This window comes from Anaerobacillus sp. ABR4_321, from assembly GCF_056158505.1.
Genome location: NZ_JBSWTK010000001.1, coordinates 671,786 through 692,456, shown reverse-complemented (window position 1 = coordinate 692,456; position 20,671 = coordinate 671,786). Strand labels below are relative to the sequence as shown.

Annotated in this window: 24 protein-coding genes; 3 read left to right on the top strand and 21 right to left on the bottom strand. The window is 41.8% G+C overall.

Annotated features, from left to right (window positions below):
* Positions 1-139: 139 nt before the first annotated feature.
* The 8 genes from ACXADT_RS03815 to ACXADT_RS03780 form a co-directional block, all read right to left on the bottom strand.
* Positions 140-433: an HPr family phosphocarrier protein gene (locus ACXADT_RS03815; protein WP_270183011.1), complete on the bottom strand. Its 294-nt coding sequence runs from the start codon at positions 431-433 to the stop codon at positions 140-142.
* Positions 434-564: 131 nt separating this feature from the next.
* Positions 565-801 (bottom strand): 30S ribosomal protein S18, encoded by a 237-nt coding sequence (gene rpsR / locus ACXADT_RS03810; protein ID WP_270183012.1) that lies wholly within the window; start codon positions 799-801, stop codon positions 565-567.
* 61 nt (positions 802-862) lie between these two features.
* Positions 863-1,363 (bottom strand): single-stranded DNA-binding protein, encoded by a 501-nt coding sequence (gene ssb / locus ACXADT_RS03805; RefSeq protein ID WP_270183013.1) that lies wholly within the window; start codon positions 1,361-1,363, stop codon positions 863-865.
* 26 nt (positions 1,364-1,389) lie between these two features.
* Positions 1,390-1,686, bottom strand: coding sequence for a 30S ribosomal protein S6 (gene rpsF / locus ACXADT_RS03800; protein ID WP_270183014.1), 297 nt, complete (start codon positions 1,684-1,686; stop codon positions 1,390-1,392).
* A gap of 120 nt (positions 1,687-1,806) precedes the next feature.
* Positions 1,807-2,907 carry a redox-regulated ATPase YchF gene (gene ychF / locus ACXADT_RS03795; protein WP_270183015.1) on the bottom strand — a complete coding sequence of 367 codons (1,101 nt, stop codon included), beginning with the start codon at positions 2,905-2,907 and terminating at the stop codon, positions 1,807-1,809.
* Between the two features lie 197 nt (positions 2,908-3,104).
* Positions 3,105-3,302: a DUF951 domain-containing protein gene (locus ACXADT_RS03790; RefSeq protein WP_270183016.1), complete on the bottom strand. Its 198-nt coding sequence runs from the start codon at positions 3,300-3,302 to the stop codon at positions 3,105-3,107.
* Between the two features lie 15 nt (positions 3,303-3,317).
* Positions 3,318-4,202, bottom strand: a complete 885-nt coding sequence (locus ACXADT_RS03785; RefSeq protein WP_474833230.1) for a mechanosensitive ion channel family protein — start codon at positions 4,200-4,202, stop codon at positions 3,318-3,320.
* A gap of 34 nt (positions 4,203-4,236) precedes the next feature.
* The gene (locus tag ACXADT_RS03780) at positions 4,237-5,259 is read right to left on the bottom strand and encodes a YkvI family membrane protein (RefSeq protein ID WP_270183018.1); all 1,023 of its coding nucleotides are present in this window, start codon (positions 5,257-5,259) and stop codon (positions 4,237-4,239) included.
* 124 nt (positions 5,260-5,383) lie between these two features.
* Between ACXADT_RS03780 and yyaC the strand changes: the two genes are divergently transcribed.
* Positions 5,384-6,022: a spore protease YyaC gene (gene yyaC, locus ACXADT_RS03775; protein WP_270183019.1), complete on the top strand. Its 639-nt coding sequence runs from the start codon at positions 5,384-5,386 to the stop codon at positions 6,020-6,022.
* Positions 6,023-6,064: 42 nt separating this feature from the next.
* On the opposite strand, the gene ACXADT_RS03770 is transcribed toward yyaC, so the two are convergent.
* The 13 genes from ACXADT_RS03770 to rpmH form a co-directional block, all read right to left on the bottom strand.
* Positions 6,065-6,769 (bottom strand): DUF554 domain-containing protein, encoded by a 705-nt coding sequence (locus tag ACXADT_RS03770; protein WP_474833229.1) that lies wholly within the window; start codon positions 6,767-6,769, stop codon positions 6,065-6,067.
* An 11-nt stretch (positions 6,770-6,780) separates the two neighbouring features.
* Complete coding sequence (locus ACXADT_RS03765; RefSeq protein ID WP_474833227.1) at positions 6,781-7,920, bottom strand: aminotransferase class V-fold PLP-dependent enzyme; 1,140 nt, start codon at positions 7,918-7,920, stop codon at positions 6,781-6,783.
* Between the two features lie 72 nt (positions 7,921-7,992).
* Positions 7,993-8,838, bottom strand: coding sequence for a ParB/RepB/Spo0J family partition protein (locus ACXADT_RS03760; protein ID WP_270183022.1), 846 nt, complete (start codon positions 8,836-8,838; stop codon positions 7,993-7,995).
* Positions 8,831-9,592, bottom strand: coding sequence for a ParA family protein (locus ACXADT_RS03755; protein ID WP_270183023.1), 762 nt, complete (start codon positions 9,590-9,592; stop codon positions 8,831-8,833). The genes ACXADT_RS03760 and ACXADT_RS03755 overlap by 8 nt, the downstream gene beginning before the upstream one ends.
* A 123-nt stretch (positions 9,593-9,715) precedes the next feature.
* Positions 9,716-10,555: a nucleoid occlusion protein gene (gene noc, locus ACXADT_RS03750; protein WP_270183024.1), complete on the bottom strand. Its 840-nt coding sequence runs from the start codon at positions 10,553-10,555 to the stop codon at positions 9,716-9,718.
* Positions 10,556-10,671: 116 nt separating this feature from the next.
* Positions 10,672-11,385 carry a 16S rRNA (guanine(527)-N(7))-methyltransferase RsmG gene (rsmG, locus tag ACXADT_RS03745; protein ID WP_474809754.1) on the bottom strand — a complete coding sequence of 238 codons (714 nt, stop codon included), beginning with the start codon at positions 11,383-11,385 and terminating at the stop codon, positions 10,672-10,674.
* 19 nt (positions 11,386-11,404) lie between these two features.
* The gene (mnmG, locus tag ACXADT_RS03740) at positions 11,405-13,288 is read right to left on the bottom strand and encodes a tRNA uridine-5-carboxymethylaminomethyl(34) synthesis enzyme MnmG (RefSeq protein ID WP_474833225.1); all 1,884 of its coding nucleotides are present in this window, start codon (positions 13,286-13,288) and stop codon (positions 11,405-11,407) included.
* A 24-nt stretch (positions 13,289-13,312) separates the two neighbouring features.
* Positions 13,313-14,689, bottom strand: a complete 1,377-nt coding sequence (mnmE, locus tag ACXADT_RS03735; RefSeq protein WP_474833224.1) for a tRNA uridine-5-carboxymethylaminomethyl(34) synthesis GTPase MnmE — start codon at positions 14,687-14,689, stop codon at positions 13,313-13,315.
* Between the two features lie 267 nt (positions 14,690-14,956).
* Positions 14,957-15,583 (bottom strand): RNA-binding cell elongation regulator Jag/EloR, encoded by a 627-nt coding sequence (gene jag / locus ACXADT_RS03730; RefSeq protein WP_474833222.1) that lies wholly within the window; start codon positions 15,581-15,583, stop codon positions 14,957-14,959.
* The gene (spoIIIJ, locus tag ACXADT_RS03725; protein ID WP_270183029.1) at positions 15,580-16,347 is read right to left on the bottom strand and encodes a YidC family membrane integrase SpoIIIJ; all 768 of its coding nucleotides are present in this window, start codon (positions 16,345-16,347) and stop codon (positions 15,580-15,582) included. The genes jag and spoIIIJ overlap by 4 nt, the downstream gene beginning before the upstream one ends.
* Positions 16,348-16,409: 62 nt before the next feature.
* Entirely contained in the window at positions 16,410-16,631 is a 222-nt protein-coding gene (gene yidD / locus ACXADT_RS03720) for a membrane protein insertion efficiency factor YidD (protein ID WP_270183030.1), read from the bottom strand.
* Positions 16,628-17,002 carry a ribonuclease P protein component gene (gene rnpA / locus ACXADT_RS03715; RefSeq protein ID WP_270183031.1) on the bottom strand — a complete coding sequence of 125 codons (375 nt, stop codon included), beginning with the start codon at positions 17,000-17,002 and terminating at the stop codon, positions 16,628-16,630. The genes yidD and rnpA overlap by 4 nt, the downstream gene beginning before the upstream one ends.
* A 77-nt stretch (positions 17,003-17,079) precedes the next feature.
* On the bottom strand, positions 17,080-17,214 hold the full coding sequence (gene rpmH / locus ACXADT_RS03710) for a 50S ribosomal protein L34 (RefSeq protein WP_048311109.1): 135 nt from the start codon (positions 17,212-17,214) through the stop codon (positions 17,080-17,082).
* A gap of 638 nt (positions 17,215-17,852) precedes the next feature.
* Here rpmH and dnaA point away from each other — a divergent pair.
* Both dnaA and dnaN read left to right on the top strand, forming a co-directional pair.
* A complete protein-coding gene (gene dnaA / locus ACXADT_RS03705) occupies positions 17,853-19,205 on the top strand; it encodes a chromosomal replication initiator protein DnaA (protein WP_270183032.1) in 1,353 nt (450 codons plus the stop codon).
* 196 nt (positions 19,206-19,401) lie between these two features.
* Positions 19,402-20,544, top strand: a complete 1,143-nt coding sequence (dnaN, locus tag ACXADT_RS03700; protein WP_270183033.1) for a DNA polymerase III subunit beta — start codon at positions 19,402-19,404, stop codon at positions 20,542-20,544.
* Positions 20,545-20,671: the final 127 nt, after the last annotated feature.

The following is a 20,671-nucleotide window of genomic DNA, read 5'->3' as shown; positions in this document are numbered from 1 at the left end:
GACCTTCCTTATATCTAATAAAAAACGGGTCGAAATCCCCTTACTATATTGTAAGAATTTCTGCCCGCAACAGCAAATTTTTCATTTATAAATAAACTAACATATAAAAAAGGCTGTTACCACAACAGCCTGGTCTCACCTACATGAATGAAAGAGGTTGATCTGTAGCACCCTTTGTTTCACTCTTCAGCAATTCACTCAACGTCTGAGTTGCACTCATTGCATCACGCCCTTCAGCGATTAAAAGGATCGTATCCTCCTCATTGACCATCAGATTGAAAGCGATGACGCTCGTAAGACTTTTTCCGTTTATGCTATGTCCATCGTGATAGAGAGTGATATGGCTGCTAAACGATTTTGCCTGTTTCACAAACGAAATGAGCGCGTTCATACTATGCTGTTTATGTACTGTTAATTTTGTAGTTTCCATCATTGGTATATCCCCCTTACAAGCGATTGTAAAGAACATATACCTTTTTCCAAGTAACGTTAAACCACCTTGCTTTTTCCAATATAAAGAAAAAAGACAGCAAGATCAAATCCTGCTGTCTCTTCCTTATCAAGTTACTCTCCTACTACGTAAGGGAGTAGTGCCATTTGACGAGCACGTTTAACCGCACGAGTCAATTGACGCTGATATTTAGCGCTAGTACCCGTTACACGACGTGGAAGAATCTTTCCACGCTCAGATACGAAACGCTTAAGAAGATCTACATCTTTATAGTCGATGTAAGTGATTTTATTTACTGTGAAGAAACAAACCTTTTTACGACGACCTCTACGTCCACCTGGTCTTGCCATGGTTAGTACCTCCTTTGCTTTTAAATTTGTTCTCTGTTTTCACCGCTCGAAACAGAGAGTATTAGAACGGCAAGTCATCATCCGAAATATCGATCGGCTTGCCATCGCTCGCAAACGGATCATCTCCAAAGTTGGACTGATTCCGATTGTTGTTGCGATCTTGGTTCTGATTTCCGTAACCGCCGCTATCTCTGTTTGGAGAGCCGCCACCGTAGTTGCCGCCTCCGCCGCCCTGGCTTGCGCCTTTTGGCTCGAGAAATTGGACACTTTCAGCCATCACTTCTGTCACAAACACACGCTGTCCCTGGCTGTTATCATAAGAACGAGTTTGAACTCGTCCATCTACACCAGCAAGGCTGCCTTTTTTCAAGAAATTGGCTGCGTTTTCTGCCTGTCTGCGCCATACAACAATGTTGATAAAATCTGCTTCACGGTCTCCCTGCTGGTTCGTAAACGGACGATTCACTGCAAGAGTGAAGTTCGCAACCGCTACGCCGCTTGGGGTATAACGCAATTCAGGGTCTTTTGTTAAACGTCCAACTAATACGACGCGATTCAGCATCAGAACCCCTCCTATTTATAAAACAATTACTTTTTAGCTTCTTCAAGGTTAAGTGTCATGAAACGAAGAACATCGTCGTTGATTTTCATCAAACGGCTGAACTCGTTGATCGCTTCGATATCACTGTTGATGTCAAGAACAATGTAGATCCCGCTGTTGAAATCGTTGATTTCGTAAGCAAGACGCTTTTTGCCCATTTGCTTGACTTCATTAATTTCCGCACCGTTATCAGTAAGGATTCCGTTGAAACGCTCGATAAGAGCTTTCTGTGCATCCTCTTCGATATTTGGACGGATAATGTACATAATTTCGTAGTTACGCATTCCGTTCACCTCCTTTTGGTCTAACGGCTCTTAAATAAGAGCAAGGAGTAAGTATACAAAGATAATTACTCACAGCTTTAGATTATAACAAAACGAACCTATATTAGCAAGGTTTATTCATTAAACGTTAAAACGGAAGTGAATCACGTCTCCGTCTTTCACAATATATTCTTTTCCTTCTAGGCGAACTTTTCCTTTTTCTTTCGCAGCACCCATCGTTCCCGCTTCGACTAGATCGTCATACGCAACCACTTCAGCGCGGATAAATCCACGTTCAAAGTCTGTATGAATAATTCCAGCTGCTTGAGGAGCTTTCATTCCAAGACGGAACGTCCAAGCACGAACTTCTTGTTCACCAGCAGTGAAATACGTTGCAAGGCCTAATAGGTCGTACGAAGCTCTGATCAACTTGTTAAGACCTGGCTCAGCGATACCGATGTCTTCTAAGAACGCATCTTTCTCTTCGCCATCAAGCTCAGCGAGTTCAGACTCGATCTTTGCACAAACTACGATTACTTCTGCGCCTTCTTTTGCCGCATATTCACGCACTTGTGCAACGTGTTCGTTATCTGCTGGATCAAGTAGATCATCTTCATCAACGTTTGCAACATAAAGAACAGGCTTCTTCGTAAGAAGGTGTAGACCGTAAACGATCTTCTCTTCTTCTTCTGTAAGTTCAACGCTACGAGCAGACTTTTCTTCTTCTAGCGCTTCTTTTATCTTTTTCAGAACGTTAAATTCAGCAAGTGCTTCTTTGTCTTTCTGTTTTGCCATCTTCTCCACACGGCCGATGCGCTTATCGACTGTTTCAAGATCGGCAAGGACAAGCTCAAGGTTGATCGTTTCAATATCAGAGATCGGATCTACCTTACCTGATACGTGAGTGATGTTTTCATCATCGAAGCAACGCACAACTTGAGAGATTGCATCTACTTGACGAATGTGTGATAGAAACTTGTTTCCAAGACCTTCACCTTTACTCGCACCTTTTACGATACCTGCAATATCAGTGAATTCGAAAGCTGTCGGAACAGTTTTCTTAGGATTAACAAGCTCAGTTAGCTTCTGAAGACGCTCATCTGGAACTTCGACGATTCCAACGTTTGGATCGATCGTACAGAACGGATAGTTAGCAGATTCTGCACCTGCTTGTGTGATTGCATTGAACAATGTTGACTTCCCAACGTTCGGAAGTCCTACAATACCGGTGGTTAAAGCCATCTCGGTCACTCCTTCTATAAATCAGCCGTGGGGCATCTATTTTGTATAACAGTAAAAACAGCTTACAGAAGCTGTTTTTGATATTACTTTTTTAGTGAATAAACTAGAGACATACCTTTTCCAATTATAGAGATTCAGAAGGTAAAATACAAGCTTCCCAGAATTGTTCCCACAAAAAAAGACCGTCAAAGCGACGGTCACGAATCAGCACGTTCTAGGACTTTCTTAATTTTTCTAGAAAATTCTCTTCGAGGTAGCATCACACTGTGATCACAGCCCAAACATTTGATCCGGATATCTGCGCCCATGCGAATGATCTTCCATTTGTTTTCACCACATGGATGAGGTTTTTTCATTTCGACGACATCGTTTAGCTCAAATTCCTTCTCGTTCACAAAGTTCCATCCCTTCTATACTTTTTCCTGAACCTCTGCTTGCTCGTCCCGCTGATACATGACAAGACGAGGGAACGGTATTTCGATTCCTCTTTCATCAAGACGCTGCTTGACTGCTTTTCGAACTTCTCTCCCGATACCCCAGTGTTCCATAGGTCTTGTTTCTGAGATGATGCGTAGGACAACTTCTGAAGCTCCTAGGGTTTGAACACCAAGGTACTCAGGCTTTACGATCATGGCATCATATTGGTCATAAAGCTCGTCCAATAATTCGATGATGATTTCTTCTGCCTCGTGAATCTGTTCTTCATAAGCAATGCTAACATCAACGACGGCGATACTGTTGTGTATAGAAAAGTTTGTAACCTGGTTTATGTTTCCATTCGGTATGATGTGAAGTTCTCCTGTCCAGCTTTTTACTTTTGTAACTCGAAGACCAATTTCTTCAACAAATCCTTCGATTCCTGTGATGCGAACATAATCTCCTACTGAAAATTGCTTCTCAAAAATGATAAAGAAACCTGTAATCACATCTCGGACGAGGTTTTGCGCTCCAAAACCTACTGCGAGGCCGACGACACCAGCACCTGCGATCAAGGTTCGAACATCCACTTCAAATTCGCTCAAGACCATAACGAGCGCAATAAAGTAAGTGACGTACGTCAACACGTTCTCGATCAAGCGTATAAGAGTGGTTTCTCTACGCTCAGACAAACGAAGTGGGCTTTTCAAACGAATGGCAAAGATATGATTTAAAGCTGACTTAGCTAAACGAAGGAACAACCATGTTCCTATAACGATGGCAAGTATTTTAAAAATCCTTTTAGAGATATCGATCCAAAAATCTCGATTGGCTAGAAACTCAAAAACCGTTTGCCACAGTCCTTCTAACGCACCCATACCTCATCTCTCCCGTTCCTATCAAATTCTACTGTTATGATAACAAATCATAACGCTTCAGAACGGGAAAAATCAAGATAGAAGCCAAAATATAAAGGTTAAGTACCCCGTATAGAGGGTATAAAAAAGCAACTAATGTTGAAAACCCAAACGTAGTAAACGGAATCATCACAGCTACGATGATAAAAGCAATGAACCAAAGTGGAAGACTGACCATATCGCGGAACCGTGCTGTGAGACCGAAAACGCCACTGACTGCCGTTGTGTAGATCGCTGTCCATAACAAGAACGACATGATCAGCACCATATAGTAAGGATAGCTTTTCAGAATAGCAAACAAAGGAATTTCATAGACAAGTAAATCGTGCGCTACTTGAATTAACGATTGATTATATAAAAACGACAGGCCACCTAGTATCAAACCGCTTCCTATGCTCGCAATCCAGATTTCGCCTTTGTGTTTGATCTGATGACCGATAGCAGATAGAACCGCAACGAGAGGCAAAATATTTAGAGCTGTAAAGGTAAATGCAGCTGGCCAATTCGATTGCTTCATCCAATCGAATAGGATCGCGTTCATATTTGATTTGATAAATAAAAGAAGAACCGCGAGTAGCAAGATAATGAGTAGAGGTAAGATGATCGCATTCATTGAAAGCATGCCATTGATATCCCAAAAGAAGAGGACGACGACAAGGATGGCGAGAATTCCGATGCCCATCCAATAGGGGAGATGCAACACTTCCATCGTAGCGCCTCCTCCTGCTAGCATGACGATGGTAGTGGTAAACAGATAAAGGATGATTAATAGATCGTACAGTCCAGTCAGTTTCTTTCCAACTAACTTTTCGAGAATCGGTAAGTAATGTGATGATTGTGTTTCGTAGCTAATCTTCATGATGACATAACAGCAGATACTGAACATGATCGTGAACAGCACGATAGCCAGGACACTTTCATGGCCAAAAAATTGCCAGAGTTCCCTTCCTGAAGCGTACCCCGCTCCAATCATCGTACCAAGAATGAGGAACATCCACTTCATCCCACCGTTAATCATGGCATTCTCTCCTTTGCCAGTTCTTCGACTAATTTCCATTTATGTAGAAGAAAAACGAAGCTTTATGTATAGATCACCTCAAGTTTCCGTATACTGTTACTACTATTACAAAGGAGAGAATCCTATGAATCTTCGAGACAAGTTTTTTCAAAAAAAGCCTGTAGCATATCGAATCCATCATGAGGATACTCTTGCCATAAAAACGACTGGCGAAAAGGTTATGAGCATGCTTCCCAAAAAGCGTACAGAAGAAATCGTAATCGTGTGCATCGGTACCGACCGATCTACCGGAGACGCTCTTGGTCCCCTCGTAGGAAGCAAACTAAGCCAGCTAAAATTAAACGCTTCTGTATATGGTACGCTAGAGTCTCCCGTACATGCTGTTAATTTAAATGACGTGATGACAACGATTGAAAAGTCTCACCATAACCCTTTTATTATCGGGATCGACGCTTGCCTCGGACGCCTTCACTCGGTAGGTATCATTACGGTTGGAGACGGACCAGTCAAACCAGGCGCAGGCGTTAAGAAAGAGCTTCCTGAAGTTGGAGATATCCATTTGACTGGGATTGTGAATGTCAGTGGGTTTATGGAATACTTTGTCCTTCAGAACACACGCTTGAACCTTGTTATGAAGATGGCTGATATAATGGCCGAAAGTTTGAACGATGCAATAGAAGCGTATTACTCTTCAACAGAGCATGAGAGTAAATTAAATAAGCAGATCAAATCATGGAGCGATGATCTTTTTCAAATCCCATAGAAAAACCCCTTTTCTCGGAATGAAGTCCGGAAAAGGGGTTTTTTATTGAATGAAATATAGCAGCGATACGAGACCTGCTGCTACCAGTAGTCCTGGGAGGAAATTCGCAACTCTAATTTGCGTTAAGCCTAGCAGATTAAGGCCGATCGCTAAGATCATAATGCCTCCTGCAGACGTGACTTCTGCAATAAATGCATCAAGCAAAACTTGCGGAACAAATCGATCGATTTGAGATGCGAAAAGGGCTATAAATCCCTGGTAGAGCATAACTGGGAAGGCAGAAAACAGTACACCATATCCAAGCGTAGCCGTAAACATAATCGCCGTAAAACCATCTATGAGTGATTTCGTAAAAAGAACAGAATGATCCCCGCGAAGTCCACTATCGAGCGCCCCGAGAATCGCCATCGCTCCAACAACATAAACGAGTGTCGCCGTTACAAATGCTTGTGCTACACTTCCTTCAGAGGCAGCTCCTGTTTTACGCTCGATCCATTTTCCGATACTCTTTAACTTCCCTTCAAGATCCCAATACTCCCCAAGAATTCCACCGACTACTAAACTACCGATTACGACGAGGAATTGTTCACTCTTCATCGCCATCTGAAGTCCAATTACCGCAACAACAAGTGCTAACCCTTGCATAATCGTCGTTTTCATTCGCTCTGGTATTCTTCTACTAATTGTGCCGATCAATGTTCCGAGTATAATCGCAAGGCCATTGACTACTGTACCTAATAGGACCATCTTACCTCTCCTTAGCCGAAATATCCCTCTACTATTTCCTGCAACGCTAGAATGACCTGATCGATCTCTTCTTCTGTATTGTATGGCCCTACACTGATTCTTACAGCACCGCACGTTCCTATCGACTCATGGCCGATAGGAGTACAATGAAGCCCTGCTCGTACCGCGATATCATAATGCTGGTCCAATATAATCGCGATTTCTTGTGAGTCGATTCCTTCGATGGTAAATGGAACGACTCCAAGGCGATCGGAATGTGGACCATAAACTTTGAGATAATCGATTGAATGTAAACCTTCAATTAACTTTTTTGTCAGACGCTGTTCATGACGATGAATCTCATCAAGACCTAACTTTTTTACAACTTCGAGACCTGCAAGGAGTCCTGCGATACCCGGTGTGTTCAGCGTTCCGCTTTCAAGATATTCAGGGTATTCCTCTGGCTGCTCGATCGATTCGGAGCGGCTGCCTGTTCCTCCGTGAAAAACAGGTTCGAGCGAGACTTCTTTCCCAACCATAAGAACGCCTGTACCTTGAGGTCCTAGCAGCCCCTTATGACCAGGAAATACGAGTAGATCGATATTCATTTCTTCTACATCAATAGGTAGAACACCAGCTGTTTGCGCAGCATCGACAAGAAACGGTACCCCTTTATCCTTCGCAAGTTTTCCTATCTTTTTGATAGGTACAATCTTTCCAGTGAGATTCGATCCATGAGAGACAACGATCATTTTTGTTTGAGGAGTAATGGACTCTTCAAATGCGTCCATGTCGAAGTCCTCGGAGGTACCTGAGTCAAAATACGTTATCTCTATGCCCCTCTTCCTTTTAATGTCCTCAAGTGGACGGCGTACGGAATTATGTTCATAAGACGTTGTTAACACGTGATCGCCGCTTTGGAATGGGAACCCTTTTAAAGCCTGATTCAGTGCAGATGTTGCATTTGACGTAAAGCATACGCGATTAGGATACTTGAACCCAAAGAAGTGAGCGAGCTGTTCCCTTGCTTGACTGATCACTTCATTCGCCTTTACAGACATCTTGTGTCCACTTCTACCTGGGTTTGCAGCGTATTCTGTTAAAGCCTTCGTCATCGCTTCCACTACTTCTGGTGGCTTCGGAAATGACGATGCCGCTTGATCGAGATACATATTACAAAACACCTCTCCAACGTATAGTAGTCCCTATAATAAAAGCATAAACTGCTTCACAGTTTATGCTGACTATTGTTCACCTTTTTCTAAGACATCAAGAATGCGGTCTAAATCTTCTTGAGAAAAGAATTCGATTTCGATCTTACCTTTTTTCTTAGTCCGTTTGATCGATACTGAAGTACCGAACCGTTTTCGAAGAACATTTTCTTTATCCTTTAAAAAAGGATCAGGTGCTGCTTCTTTTTTTGTTTCACGTGAAACGTTCTGGTTCATTCCATTGATGAGCGATTCAAGCTGTCTCACATTTAGCTTCTCTTCGATCACACGCTTCGCTAATGGAAGTCTCGCATCTTTATTTTTCAGACCTAACAGAGCTCTACCGTGCCCCATCGTTAACTTACCTTCTGCGATATGATCCTGGATTTCAGGTGATAGTTGGAGCAACCGTAAAAAATTAGCTAAATGAGGTCTGCTTTTTCCAAGCCTCTTCGATAACTCTTCTTGCGTAACATCGGTTTCCTTCATCAACTTCTGATAAGCCATCGCTTCTTCGATGGGATTCAAATTCTCTCTTTGAAGGTTTTCGATCAATGCGATCTCCATCATTTTTCGATCTGTGAGATCTCGAACGACAGCAGGAATGGTTGTGAGTCCAGCTTCCTTTGAAGCTCGGTAGCGTCGCTCACCTACTACGATCTCATACCCTTTTATGCTTTTTCTGACGATCACAGGCTGTAGGACTCCATATGTTTGAATGGATGAACTCAGTTCTTCAATCGCCTCTGCAGCAAAGTTCTTTCTCGGTTGATATGGGTTAGGACGTAGTTCGTTTATAGGAATGTCTTTCACCGTTTCGTCTTCCTTTTGGGAAGGAAAGAATGCATTGATTCCTTTGCCTAATCCACGATTAGCCATATCCTAACACTTCCTTTGCAAGTTCTAAATAGACTTCCGCTCCTCTAGATTTAGAATCATACGCTATAATTGGTTTGCCATGGCTTGGCGCTTCTCCTAACCGAACATTTCTTGGAACGATCGCTTTATAGACTTTCTCTTGAAAGTACTTCTTCACTTCTTCAATGACTTGAATTCCTAAGTTCGTCCTAGCATCTAACATAGTGAGTAGCACGCCTTCTATTTTCAAGTCCGTGTTTAAGTGCTTTTGTACAAGTCGAACAGTATTTAATAGCTGACTTAATCCTTCTAGTGCGTAGTACTCACATTGAACAGGAATAAGGACAGCATTAGCAGCTGTTAGAGAATTGATTGTTAATAAACCTAGTGATGGAGGACAATCTATTATAATATAATCATAGTTTTTTTCAACTTTCGCTAATGCCCTTTTCAATCGTACTTCTCTCGATATGGTCGGTACAAGCTCGATTTCAGCACCGGCTAGCTGAATGGTTGAAGGGATAACGTGAAGATTCTCAATCGAAGTCTGCTTCATAATATCGATGGCATCTTTATCGTCGACAAGGATATTGTAGACACAGTGATCGATCGCACCCTTTTCAATCCCGACACCACTCGTTGCATTTCCTTGAGGATCGATATCGACCAGAAGTACTTTTTTACCTAGTGAAGCAAGACAGGCACTCAAGTTTACAGAGGTTGTCGTTTTTCCTACCCCGCCCTTTTGATTCGCAACAGCAATAATATTAGCCAACGTTTCACCTACTCCTTAGAACGACATTTCTATCTCATATTTTATCACGTTTAGAATTTTTTGGATGTTCTTTTAGAAAATAGACTACGCTCAAATTAAAAACTCACCCTCTTCGGATGAGTTTTACTTCTTCTTCGGAATTCGAATTGTAAATTGGTAATATTCTTCATGTTCTTCTTCGTCGGTATCGATCGATAAACCGCTCTCCGTTACCATATCAAGTGATTGGCGAATGGTGTTTACTGCAAGACGCATGTCCTTACTGAAGGACTTCTTTGTAGGCTTCGGCTTTGGCGTGGTTCCTTCAAGCATCCGCACAACTCGATCCTCAGTTTGCTTAACGTTCCACTGTTTCTCAATTACTTCTTCGAGCACCTTCACTTGATTCTCAGGGTTCTTAAGAGGAATCAAGGCTCTTGCATGTCTTTCGGTGATCTGTTTATTTAAAAGTGCTTGTTGTATAGGTTCCGGCAACTTTAACAAACGAAGCTTATTTGCAATCGTTGATTGTCCTTTTCCAAGGCGTTGCGCGAGGCTTTCTTGCGTCAAATTATGAAGCTCTAATAGCTGAGAATATGCCATCGCTTCTTCAATGGCAGTCAATTCTTCCCTCTGTAAGTTCTCTATTAAAGCGATCGATGCTGTTTGCGAATCATTAAACTCTTTCACTATTGCAGGAATTCGCTCCCAGCCAAGCTTTTTCACAGCTCTCCAGCGACGTTCCCCGGCAATAATCTCATATTTGCCTTCACGTTCTCGCACGACGATCGGCTGGATAATACCATGTGTTTTAATAGTCTGAGATAGTTCAGCGATTTTTTCATCTATAAAAATTGTTCGAGGTTGGAAACGGTTCGGAACAATTTCTTCAACGAGGATGTGCTTTACTTCATCCTGTTCAGATTCCATTCCCTCATTTTTTTCTTCGTTCAATCCGAAAAGACGTGAAAACGTATGTTTCATCGCCCAACACCACCTTTAATCGACTCCTTAACTGATTCGTTACCTTGAACTAAAAATCCTTCTATACGTAGCGTTCCACGTGGAACACATTTCCGTTCAAATGCAGACTATTTCTATTATAATGGATTTTTATTAGGTGTGCCTGGCTTTCTTGGATATTTTTTTGGTGTCGATTTGATTTTTTTGATCGTGACGATATTCCGCTCGCTCTCTTCAAGGGGCAAAGATAGTTTCTCGACCTTTTGTGTCTGCCCACCAAGTATGGTTATAGCTTGTTTTCCAGCTTTTAATTCTTCCTCGACATTTGGACCTTTTAAAGCAACAAAATAACCACCTGGCTTCACTAGCGGTAAACAGAGTTCTCCTAGAACGGACATGCGTGCGACTGCTCTTGCTGTAACAACATCATACTGTTCGCGATACGTTTTATTCTTACCGAACAGTTCTGCGCGATCATGACAAAAAGAAACACCTGTCAGATTTAATTGTGACGCTAAGTGCTTTAAGAATCCGATCCGTTTATTAAGTGAATCGACGATCGTTACGTTTAGGTGGGGGAAGCAAATCTTTATCGGAAGGCTTGGAAATCCTGCTCCTGCTCCAACATCGCAAATATGTAAATCAGAGGAAAAGTCAAACGAGAATGCCGCCATAATAGAGTCATAAAAGTGTTTCTCATAAACCTCTTCTTTATCAGTTATGGCCGTTAAATTCATTTTTTCGTTCCATTCCACCAAAACATCATAGTATGTCTGAAATTGTTGAAGCTGCTCAGGAGAAAGGGTTATCCCCTTCTCCTCTAGCAACTCCATGAATTGTTGTTCGTTCATGGCTACCTCACTTTATCGATTATTTTGCAATCTTAGCTATTTTTCCCTGCTCAATATACACAAGTAAAATAGATACATCTGCTGGATTAACGCCCGATACACGTGAAGCCTGGCCAATAGATAGAGGACGGACCTCATGTAGCTTTTGTTTTGCTTCACTAGCAAGTCCATTAATCGCAAAGTAATCAATATCATTTGGAATCTTCTTCTCATCCATTTTCTTCATACGTTCAACTTGCTGTAGACTTTTCGCAATATAGCCCTTGTATTTAATTTGAATCTCCACTTGCTCAGCAACATCTTCTGGAACGTCGTACTCAGCTGGAGTAAGTTGTTTGATCGCTTCATAGTTTACTTCAGGACGCTTGATCAAGTTACCAGCGTGTGCGGCTTCTTTCAGCTCAGATCCGTATTTCTGCAAAATGTCATTCACTTCATCAGTTGGCTTGATCACAACAGATTCTAGACGCTTAATTTCCTTTTCGATCAATTCCTTTTTCGCAATGAAACGATCGTAGCGTTCTTGAGGGATCATTCCGATTTCGTAGCCAAGATCGGTAAGTCTCAGATCAGCGTTATCATGGCGCAGAAGCAGTCTGTATTCTGCACGAGATGTTAGCAAACGATACGGTTCATTCGTTCCCTTCGTCACGAGATCATCGATCAAGACGCCTATATACGCATCAGAACGGTCTAGAATGACAGCTTCACGATCCTGTGCATTTCGCGCAGCGTTAATTCCTGCCATGATCCCTTGCCCTGCAGCCTCTTCATAACCTGAAGTACCATTAAGCTGACCTGCAGTGAAGAGGTTCTTAACTGTTTTTGTTTCTAATGAAGGCCAAAGCTGTGTAGGTACGATCGCATCATACTCGATAGCATAGCCTGCACGCATCATTTCAACGTTTTCAAGACCAGGTACTGTCTTCAAAATTTTACGCTGCAAGTCTTCAGGTAGACTCGTTGATAGTCCCTGAACATAAACCTCTTTCGTATTACGTCCTTCAGGCTCTAAAAAGATCTGATGGCGAGGCTTATCATTGAATCGAACGATTTTATCTTCGATCGAAGGACAATAGCGCGGACCTGTACCTTCGATCATGCCGGAGTACATAGGCGAACGGTGAAGGTTATCGTTGATAAGCTTATGCGTTTCCTCGCCAGTGTACGTCAGCCAGCACGGAAGTTGGTCAGTAATATACTCAGTTGTTTCATATGAAAAAGCACGCGGCTTTTCATCACCTGGTTGAACCTCAGTCTTGCTGTAGTCGATCGACTTGTTATTCACACGAGGTGGTGTTCCTGTCTTAAATCGAACCATTTCAAAACCAAGCTCTTGTAGATGATAAGAGAGGTTTACTGAAGGCTGCATGTTATTTGGACCACTCTCATAAGAAAGGTCTCCAAGAATAATACGACCGCGAAGGAACGTACCTGTTGTAAGAATCACGGACTTCGCTTCATACTGCGCACCCGTCTTCGTTTCAACTCCAGTACATACTCCGTCTTCAACGATCAGCTTTTCAACCATGCCTTGCAGTAATGTTAAATTCTCTTGTTCCTCAAGCGTTTTTTTCATTTCGCTTTGGTATAAAACTTTATCAGCCTGAGCACGCAGTGCGCGTACAGCTGGCCCTTTACCTGTGTTCAACATTCTCATCTGAATGTGTGTTTTATCAATATTTCGCGCCATTTCGCCGCCTAATGCATCGATTTCCCTAACGACGATCCCCTTTGCAGGACCTCCTACACTAGGGTTGCAGGGCATGAATGCAACAGAGTCAAGGTTCAGTGTGAGCATGAGTGTCTTTGCTCCCATTCTCGCTGAAGCTAGACCTGCTTCTACACCGGCATGACCTGCGCCGACGACGATAACATCATAAGAATCGGCTTTGTAACCCATTGCCGTATTCCTCCTTTTATATTCTTATTTCCCAAGACAGAATTGCGAGAATAACTGGTCGATCAAACTCTCAGATACCGTATCACCTATGATCTCTCCTAGTAGTTCCCATGTACGAGTAATATCAATCTGAACCATATCGACAGGCATTCCTGCTTCGATTGCGTCGAGCGCATCTGCTAGTGTTTTTCTTGATTGCTCTAACAAAGCGATGTGTCTAGAGTTTGATACATACGTTAGATCCTGTGATTCAACAGCACCTTCAAAGAAGAGTTCAGAGATAGATTGTTCGAGCTCATCCACTCCTTGTTCATTCTTTAGGGAAGTTGTAATAATCGGATGCTCATCAGCTAGCCGCTTTACTTTCTCTAGATCAAGCTTTTCTTCCAAGTCGGTTTTGTTAACGATCACGATAACATCCATTCCCTCGACTGCTTTGAAAAGCTGTTCATCTTCGTGAGTAAGCTCATCGTTATAATTTAAAACGAGTAGGATGAGGTCTGCCTGCTTTAAACGCTCGCGTGATCGCTCTACCCCTATTCGTTCGACAAGATCTTCCGTTTCACGTATCCCTGCTGTATCAACGAGCCTTAAAGGTACGCCCCTTACGTTCACATACTCTTCGATCACATCTCTGGTTGTACCAGGTACATCCGTAACAATCGCTTTGTTTTCATGAACAAGACTGTTTAATAAAGAGGACTTCCCTACATTTGGTCTTCCTACGATGACAGTCGATAGGCCCTCTCTCAGAATTTTACCTTGCCGGGCCGTTACGAGAATTCGTCTGATCTCTTCTTCTACTTCTTTTAACTGATTTGTTAAAAGCTCCTGCGTCATCTCTTCTGCATCGTACTCAGGGTAATCGATATTGACTTCAACATGCGCAACTGTTTCTAGTAATTGCTGGCGAAGCTTTGAAATTAGTGTTGAAAGACGTCCTTCCATTTGGTTCAACGCAACATTCATCGCTCTATCAGTTTTGGCACGAATGAGATCAATTACACCTTCTGCTTGAGAAAGATCGATTCTACCGTTCAAGAATGCTCGTTTTGTAAATTCACCTGGTTCAGCTAATCTTGCCCCGCTTCGTAGAACAAGTTCAAGGACGCGATTGACTGATACGAGTCCACCGTGACAGTTGATTTCAACGATATCTTCCCTCGTAAAGGTGCGAGGCCCCCTCATGACAGAAACCATTACCTCTTCCGCTACCTCGTCTGTGTCTGGGTCGATCAGATGCCCATAGTGGATCGTATGAGACTCTACGTCTCTTAGCGGTTTTAAACCCTTGTATAGCTTATCGGCTATGTCTACCGCTTCAGACCCACTTAACCGTACGATCGCAATCGCTCCTTCTCCCATCGGAGTCGATATCGCTGCTATCGTTTCGTATTCCATTTCGTTCACCTCTCTTATCTATAAAAATGCTATATTTGCTCTATTTCTTATATGAATGAAGACTAGTATTAGTTTAACCAATTATCCACAGTGGATAACTCCTTCAAAATGACAGAGATTAATCCACAATACCTTTTAGTGTAACCCATTTTTGCAAAAAAAGAAATAATAAGGCCCTGGAACAGGACTGCTTTTCACCTAATGTTCACGTTTTCTAACGACTCAAGAGATCCACATAAAAAAACCTCCGGACAACAGCCCGAAGGTTTAAATTTGCTTATTACGTGGAACTATAACCACACGTCTATGCGGATCGTTCCCATCAGAGTGAGTCGTGATTCCCTTCTTATCTTTCAGATAAAGATGAATCACCTTCCGTTCAAGCGACGGCATCGGTTCTAACTGCACTTCCCTTTTCGTATAGATCGCTTTTTCAGCGAGACGATCTGCTAGCTTTTTCAGCGTATCTTCTCGTCTTTGTCGATAGTTCTCTGCGTCGAGAACGACTCTAACAAAACGATCTGAAAATCGGTTCGCGGCGAGGTTTGTCAAATATTGCAGCGAGTTAAGAGTTTGGCCGCGTTTCCCAATTAGTATAGCAATTTTCTCACCAGATAAAGTAAAAAATAGATCGCGATCTTTCTTTACTCCTTCTATTCTGGCTTCGACTCCCATATTACTAATTACTTTTTCTAAGAAAGCTTTTGTTTGCTCAAGCACGTCAGGCTTTTCGACAACCTTGATACGTGCTGGTTTTCCTCCAAATCCTAAGAAACCTTTTTTAGGCTCATCGATCACTTCAATATCAACTTGTTCCTCTACAGTTTCGAGTTGATTCAACGCTTCTTGCAGCGCATCTTCAACTGATTTCCCCGTTACCGTAACGCTTCTCACTTCTTCGCTCCCTCCGTATCCGTACTAGCGGTTTTGGTGGTAGGTCTCATAATAAAGTAAGTTTGAACAATCATAAAGATATTTCCCACTACCCAGTAAAGCGCTAGAGCTGAAGGAAAATTGATTGCGAATACGATAATCATGATCGGCATAACGTAGAGTAGCATTTTCATTTGAGGCTGTACTGCTCCACTGCTTCCCATCATGATCTTTTGTTGAATAAACGTTGTTAAACCAGCTAGTAATGCAAGCGTAATATCTGCATCTCCCAGGCTGAACCATAAAAAGTTATGCGTCGCAATAGCTTCTGTCCTCATGATCGCATGATAAAAACCAAGTAGTATTGGCATTTGAACAAGAATCGGAAGACAACCCGCTAGAGGATTAACGCCATTCTTCTGGAAGAGCTGCATCATTTCCTGCTGAAGCTGCTGTTGTGTCTTCTGGTCTTTACTGCTGTATTTCTCTCGCAGTTCTTTCATCTGAGGCTGCAGATCCTGCATAGCCCTTGAGCTCTTTGTTTGCTTGATCATTAATGGAAGCAAAACGAGTCGAATCAAAATCGTAACGATGATAATGGAAAGACCATAGTTCTCATTACCTGTTGCATCTGCGAAAAATGTTAATAACATCGATAATGGATATACGACATATTCGCTCCAAAATCCAGTACTGTTTGCATCGATTGGATCGTTGATATTACATCCGGCCAGTACCGCAACGAGACCAATCAATAGAAATGCGAGGGTTACTTTTTTCCTCACGCTTCATCCTCCTTGCAATCAAACTCGACAATGACGATACCTTATGTAAGTAAAGCAATGCCTTAATTCTTTTTATCTGGAACTGGATCAAATCCTCCAGGATGAAACGGATGGCATTTCGATATTCTCCTAACCGTATACCACGTACCTCTTAGAAACCCATGCTTTTGATAAGATTCCAAGCTGTATTGGGAACAAGACGGGTAAAATCGACATGATGGAGGAGTCAAGGGTGAAACAAACTTCTGGTATCCACGAATCAGCAACATAGCCAGACGTTTCATCTTGTACCCCTTCCTTTTCCATTCCGCTTTGCACCTTTATATACACGTGCCCGTTTCAACACGTGAATCAAGCTGCTTTTCACTTCTTCTAAATTCATTTCCGATGCAGGCTTTCGAGCGATTACGACAAAATCGTAAGGAACGTCAATTTGATCTGAAAGCTGGTGAAAAGATTCACGAATGAGTCGCTTCACTCTATTTCTAGTAACTGCATTCCCTATCCGTTTGCTTACCGAGAGACCTAATCGAAAATGAGGTTGATCGTTTCTTTTCATTACATAAACTACAAATTGTCTATTTGCAGTAGAGTTTCCTTTTTTAAAGACACTCTGGAACTCTGAATTCTTCTTAATCCGGTAGTTGCTATTCAATCCGCACACTCCCAGTGTTGCTTGGATAAGCACATTATAAACCTTATCTTGAAAAAAGACCACTGATGATCAGTGGTCTATGCAGACAATACTTTTCTACCTTTACGGCGACGACGAGCAAGAACTTTACGTCCGTTAGCTGAGCTCATACGCGCACGAAAACCGTGAACTTTTTTACGTTTACGTGTGTTTGGTTGAAACGTTCTTTTCATTCTATTACACCTCCCTGAGGATAAACTGTTATAAAGACAGTCTAAGTTATTATAAGAAAGGGAGCGTCTAAATGTCAAGTTCTATTAAAAACTCTTTGGTATTTTAATCGTGATCAACTACAACATTTAGAAAAACACGAGGAACGTTCCTCCTCGAAATTCATTCTACAAATTCCCCCACCAAAACCGTGTGGATAACTCATTTCGACATTTTTCACTTATTCACACATGTTATCGACAGCTTCTACACAAAATCTAGCGCTGTGGACATCTCAAATCCACAAGATATGCTCTCTGTGGATAACTTATCGAAAAGCATTGCAATACAGGGATTCTTTTGTTATGATATTTGTGTTTTAACTCGTTGACAAGACGATCAGCCAATAATTAAATCCACAGCTTGTGGATAATTGTGTGGACAGTTATTCAGAGTTGTTTATGAGCCTGTCCACAAACCTGTGAACACAGTCGATAATTCGACTTTCTTCTATATTATATGACTTACGTTATTTTTGTGGACGGTATATTTATTACTTTATATTCATGTAGTTATACAAAGGTTGTACGTTGGTAGATTAGGCGATTAACGCCAGCGGTGACAGCCTGTTTTTATTTTGCAAACAAAAGGAGGGACTTCGTTGGAAAACATCACGGATCTCTGGCAACAAGCGCTAGCGGAAATTGAAAAAAAACTAAGTAAACCGAGCTTCGAAACGTGGTTAAAGTCAACTTCCGCCAACAGAATGGAAGGCGACACCATTATCATTACAGCACCCAACGAGTTCGCAAGGGATTGGCTAGAATCTAGATATTCAAGTCTGATTACGGAAACACTCCTTGAATTGACTGGTAGTGAACTTAGGGCTAAATTCATCATTCCTCAGACGAACTCTGATGATGATCTAGATATTGAACAAGCGATGAAGAAAAAACCTAAAGCAAAGCCTGCTCAAGAAGAAAACCCACAAAGCATGCTTAATTCCAAATATACATTCGATACGTTTGTTATTGGTTCTGGAAACCGTTTTGCACACGCAGCATCTCTTGCAGTAGCGGAAGCCCCAGCAAAAGCATACAATCCACTGTTTATATATGGTGGCGTAGGACTAGGGAAAACACACTTGATGCACGCGATCGGCCACTATGTAATTGATCACAATCCGAATGCCAAAGTAGTTTACCTATCGTCCGAAAAGTTTACGAATGAGTTCATTAACTCGATTCGAGACAACAAAACGGTGAATTTTCGCAATAAATATCGAAATGTCGATGTCCTGCTAATCGATGATATTCAGTTCCTTGCTGGAAAAGAACAAACGCAAGAGGAATTCTTCCATACGTTTAACGCTCTTCATGAGGAAAGTAAACAGATCGTCATATCAAGTGACCGACCTCCGAAAGAAATTCCTACGCTGGAAGATCGTCTTCGTTCTCGCTTTGAATGGGGATTGATTACAGATATCACGCCTCCTGATTTAGAAACACGAATTGCGATCTTGAGGAAAAAGGCGAAGGCTGAAGGACTAGATATTCCTAATGAAGTGATGCTATATATCGCAAATCAAATCGATACGAATATTCGTGAGCTTGAAGGGGCATTGATTCGAGTCGTCGCTTATTCGTCTCTGATCAACCAGGACATGAATGCAGACCTTGCAGCGGAAGCATTGAAGAACATCATTCCTTCTTCTCAGCCAAAAGTCATCACCATCCATGATATCCAGACGGTTATTGGGGAGCATTTTTCTGTTAAGCTTGAGGATTTTGCTGCAAAAAAGAGAACAAAATCAGTCGCATTTCCTCGTCAAATAGCGATGTATCTATCTAGAGAGCTCACTGATTTCTCACTTCCGAAAATTGGTGAAGAGTTTGGCGGGAGAGATCACACTACTGTTATCCATGCTCACGAGAAGATTTCAAAGCTACTCGATTCCGACCAAGAACTTCAGAAAAAACTACAAGATGTTATTGAGCAGCTAAAGAACGGATAATCTACGTTTTGTGGATACCACTGAATAGTGTGTGCACAGAATGCACGAGTTACTAACACACTATCCACAGGTGGATAACTTTCGTATCAAGGGGTTGTGTATACTTATCCACACATTCACAGCCCCTACTAGTAAGACTACGATATTTTTAAATAATAATTATATGAATGACGTTCATTTATTTAGGAGGTAAATTATGCGTTTTACGATTGAAAGAGAGCATCTTGTATCGAACGTATCAGATGTAATGAAAGCCGTATCTTCAAGAACGACTATTCCTATTCTTACAGGGATAAAAATTGTTGCTAGTGATGAAGGGGTAACATTAACGGGAAGCGACTCCGATATTTCAATCGAATGCTTTATACCGTCAGAAGAGAATGATAAACAAATCGTAGAAGTCTCAAAGATGGGAAGTATCGTACTTCAAGCAAGATTTTTCTCTGATATTGTAAAGAAACTACCAGGTGATCAAGTAGAGATAGAGGTATTCGATAGTTTAACGACTAGAATTCGCTCTGGCTCTTCTGAATTTAACCTGAATGGATTGGATCCGGAAGAATATCCGCGTTTACCAGAAGTGGAAGCTCAAGAAGGGTTTCAAATTCAAGCTGATCTACTAAAGAATATTATTAGACAAACCGTATTCGCTGTTTCTACATCTGAAACTAGACCGGTGTTAACAGGTGTAAACTGGGAGTTAGAAAACGACGAGTTGAACTGTACTGCAACAGATAGTCATAGACTTGCTCTACGATCTGTTAAAGTTGAACCGAATAGCAGTGAAGTTGCGTTTTCTAACGTTGTGATCCCTGGTAAAAGTTTAAGTGAACTTTCAAAAATCATCGATGACAACGAAGATTTAGTCGACATCACTGTGGCTGAAAACCAAATTCTCTTTAAAGCGAACAACCTATTGTTCTTCTCAAGACTTCTAGACGGTAACTATCCAGATACAAGTCGTTTGATCCCGAACGATAGTAAAACTAACGTAACGGTTTCAGCGAAAGAACTACTTCAAGCGATCGACCGTGCGTCTGTGTTAGCTCGAGAAGGTCGAAATAACGTCGTGAAACTTGCGAGTCTTGAAGAGTCATCGCTTGAAATTTCATCTAACTCACCTGAAATCGGTAAAGTTATCGAGCAAGTACAAGCTCACTCGTATGACGGTGAAGAATTAAAGATTTCATTTAGTGCCAAATACATGATGGATGCTTTAAGAGCGATGGACTCTAACGAAGTAAACATCAGCTTCACTGGAGCGATGCGTCCTTTCTTGATCAAACCGATCGAAGGCGCAGCAATCATGCAGCTGATTCTCCCGGTGAGAACGTATTGATCTTTTAAATACAGCTATCAACAAGCTGCCAAGGACGTGATCCTGGCAGCTTTTTTTTGTAGTCTTAATAATTTTTTCGCCTTTTTCTCATGCGTTTTTAGTGAAAAAGAGGTATAATAAACTATTG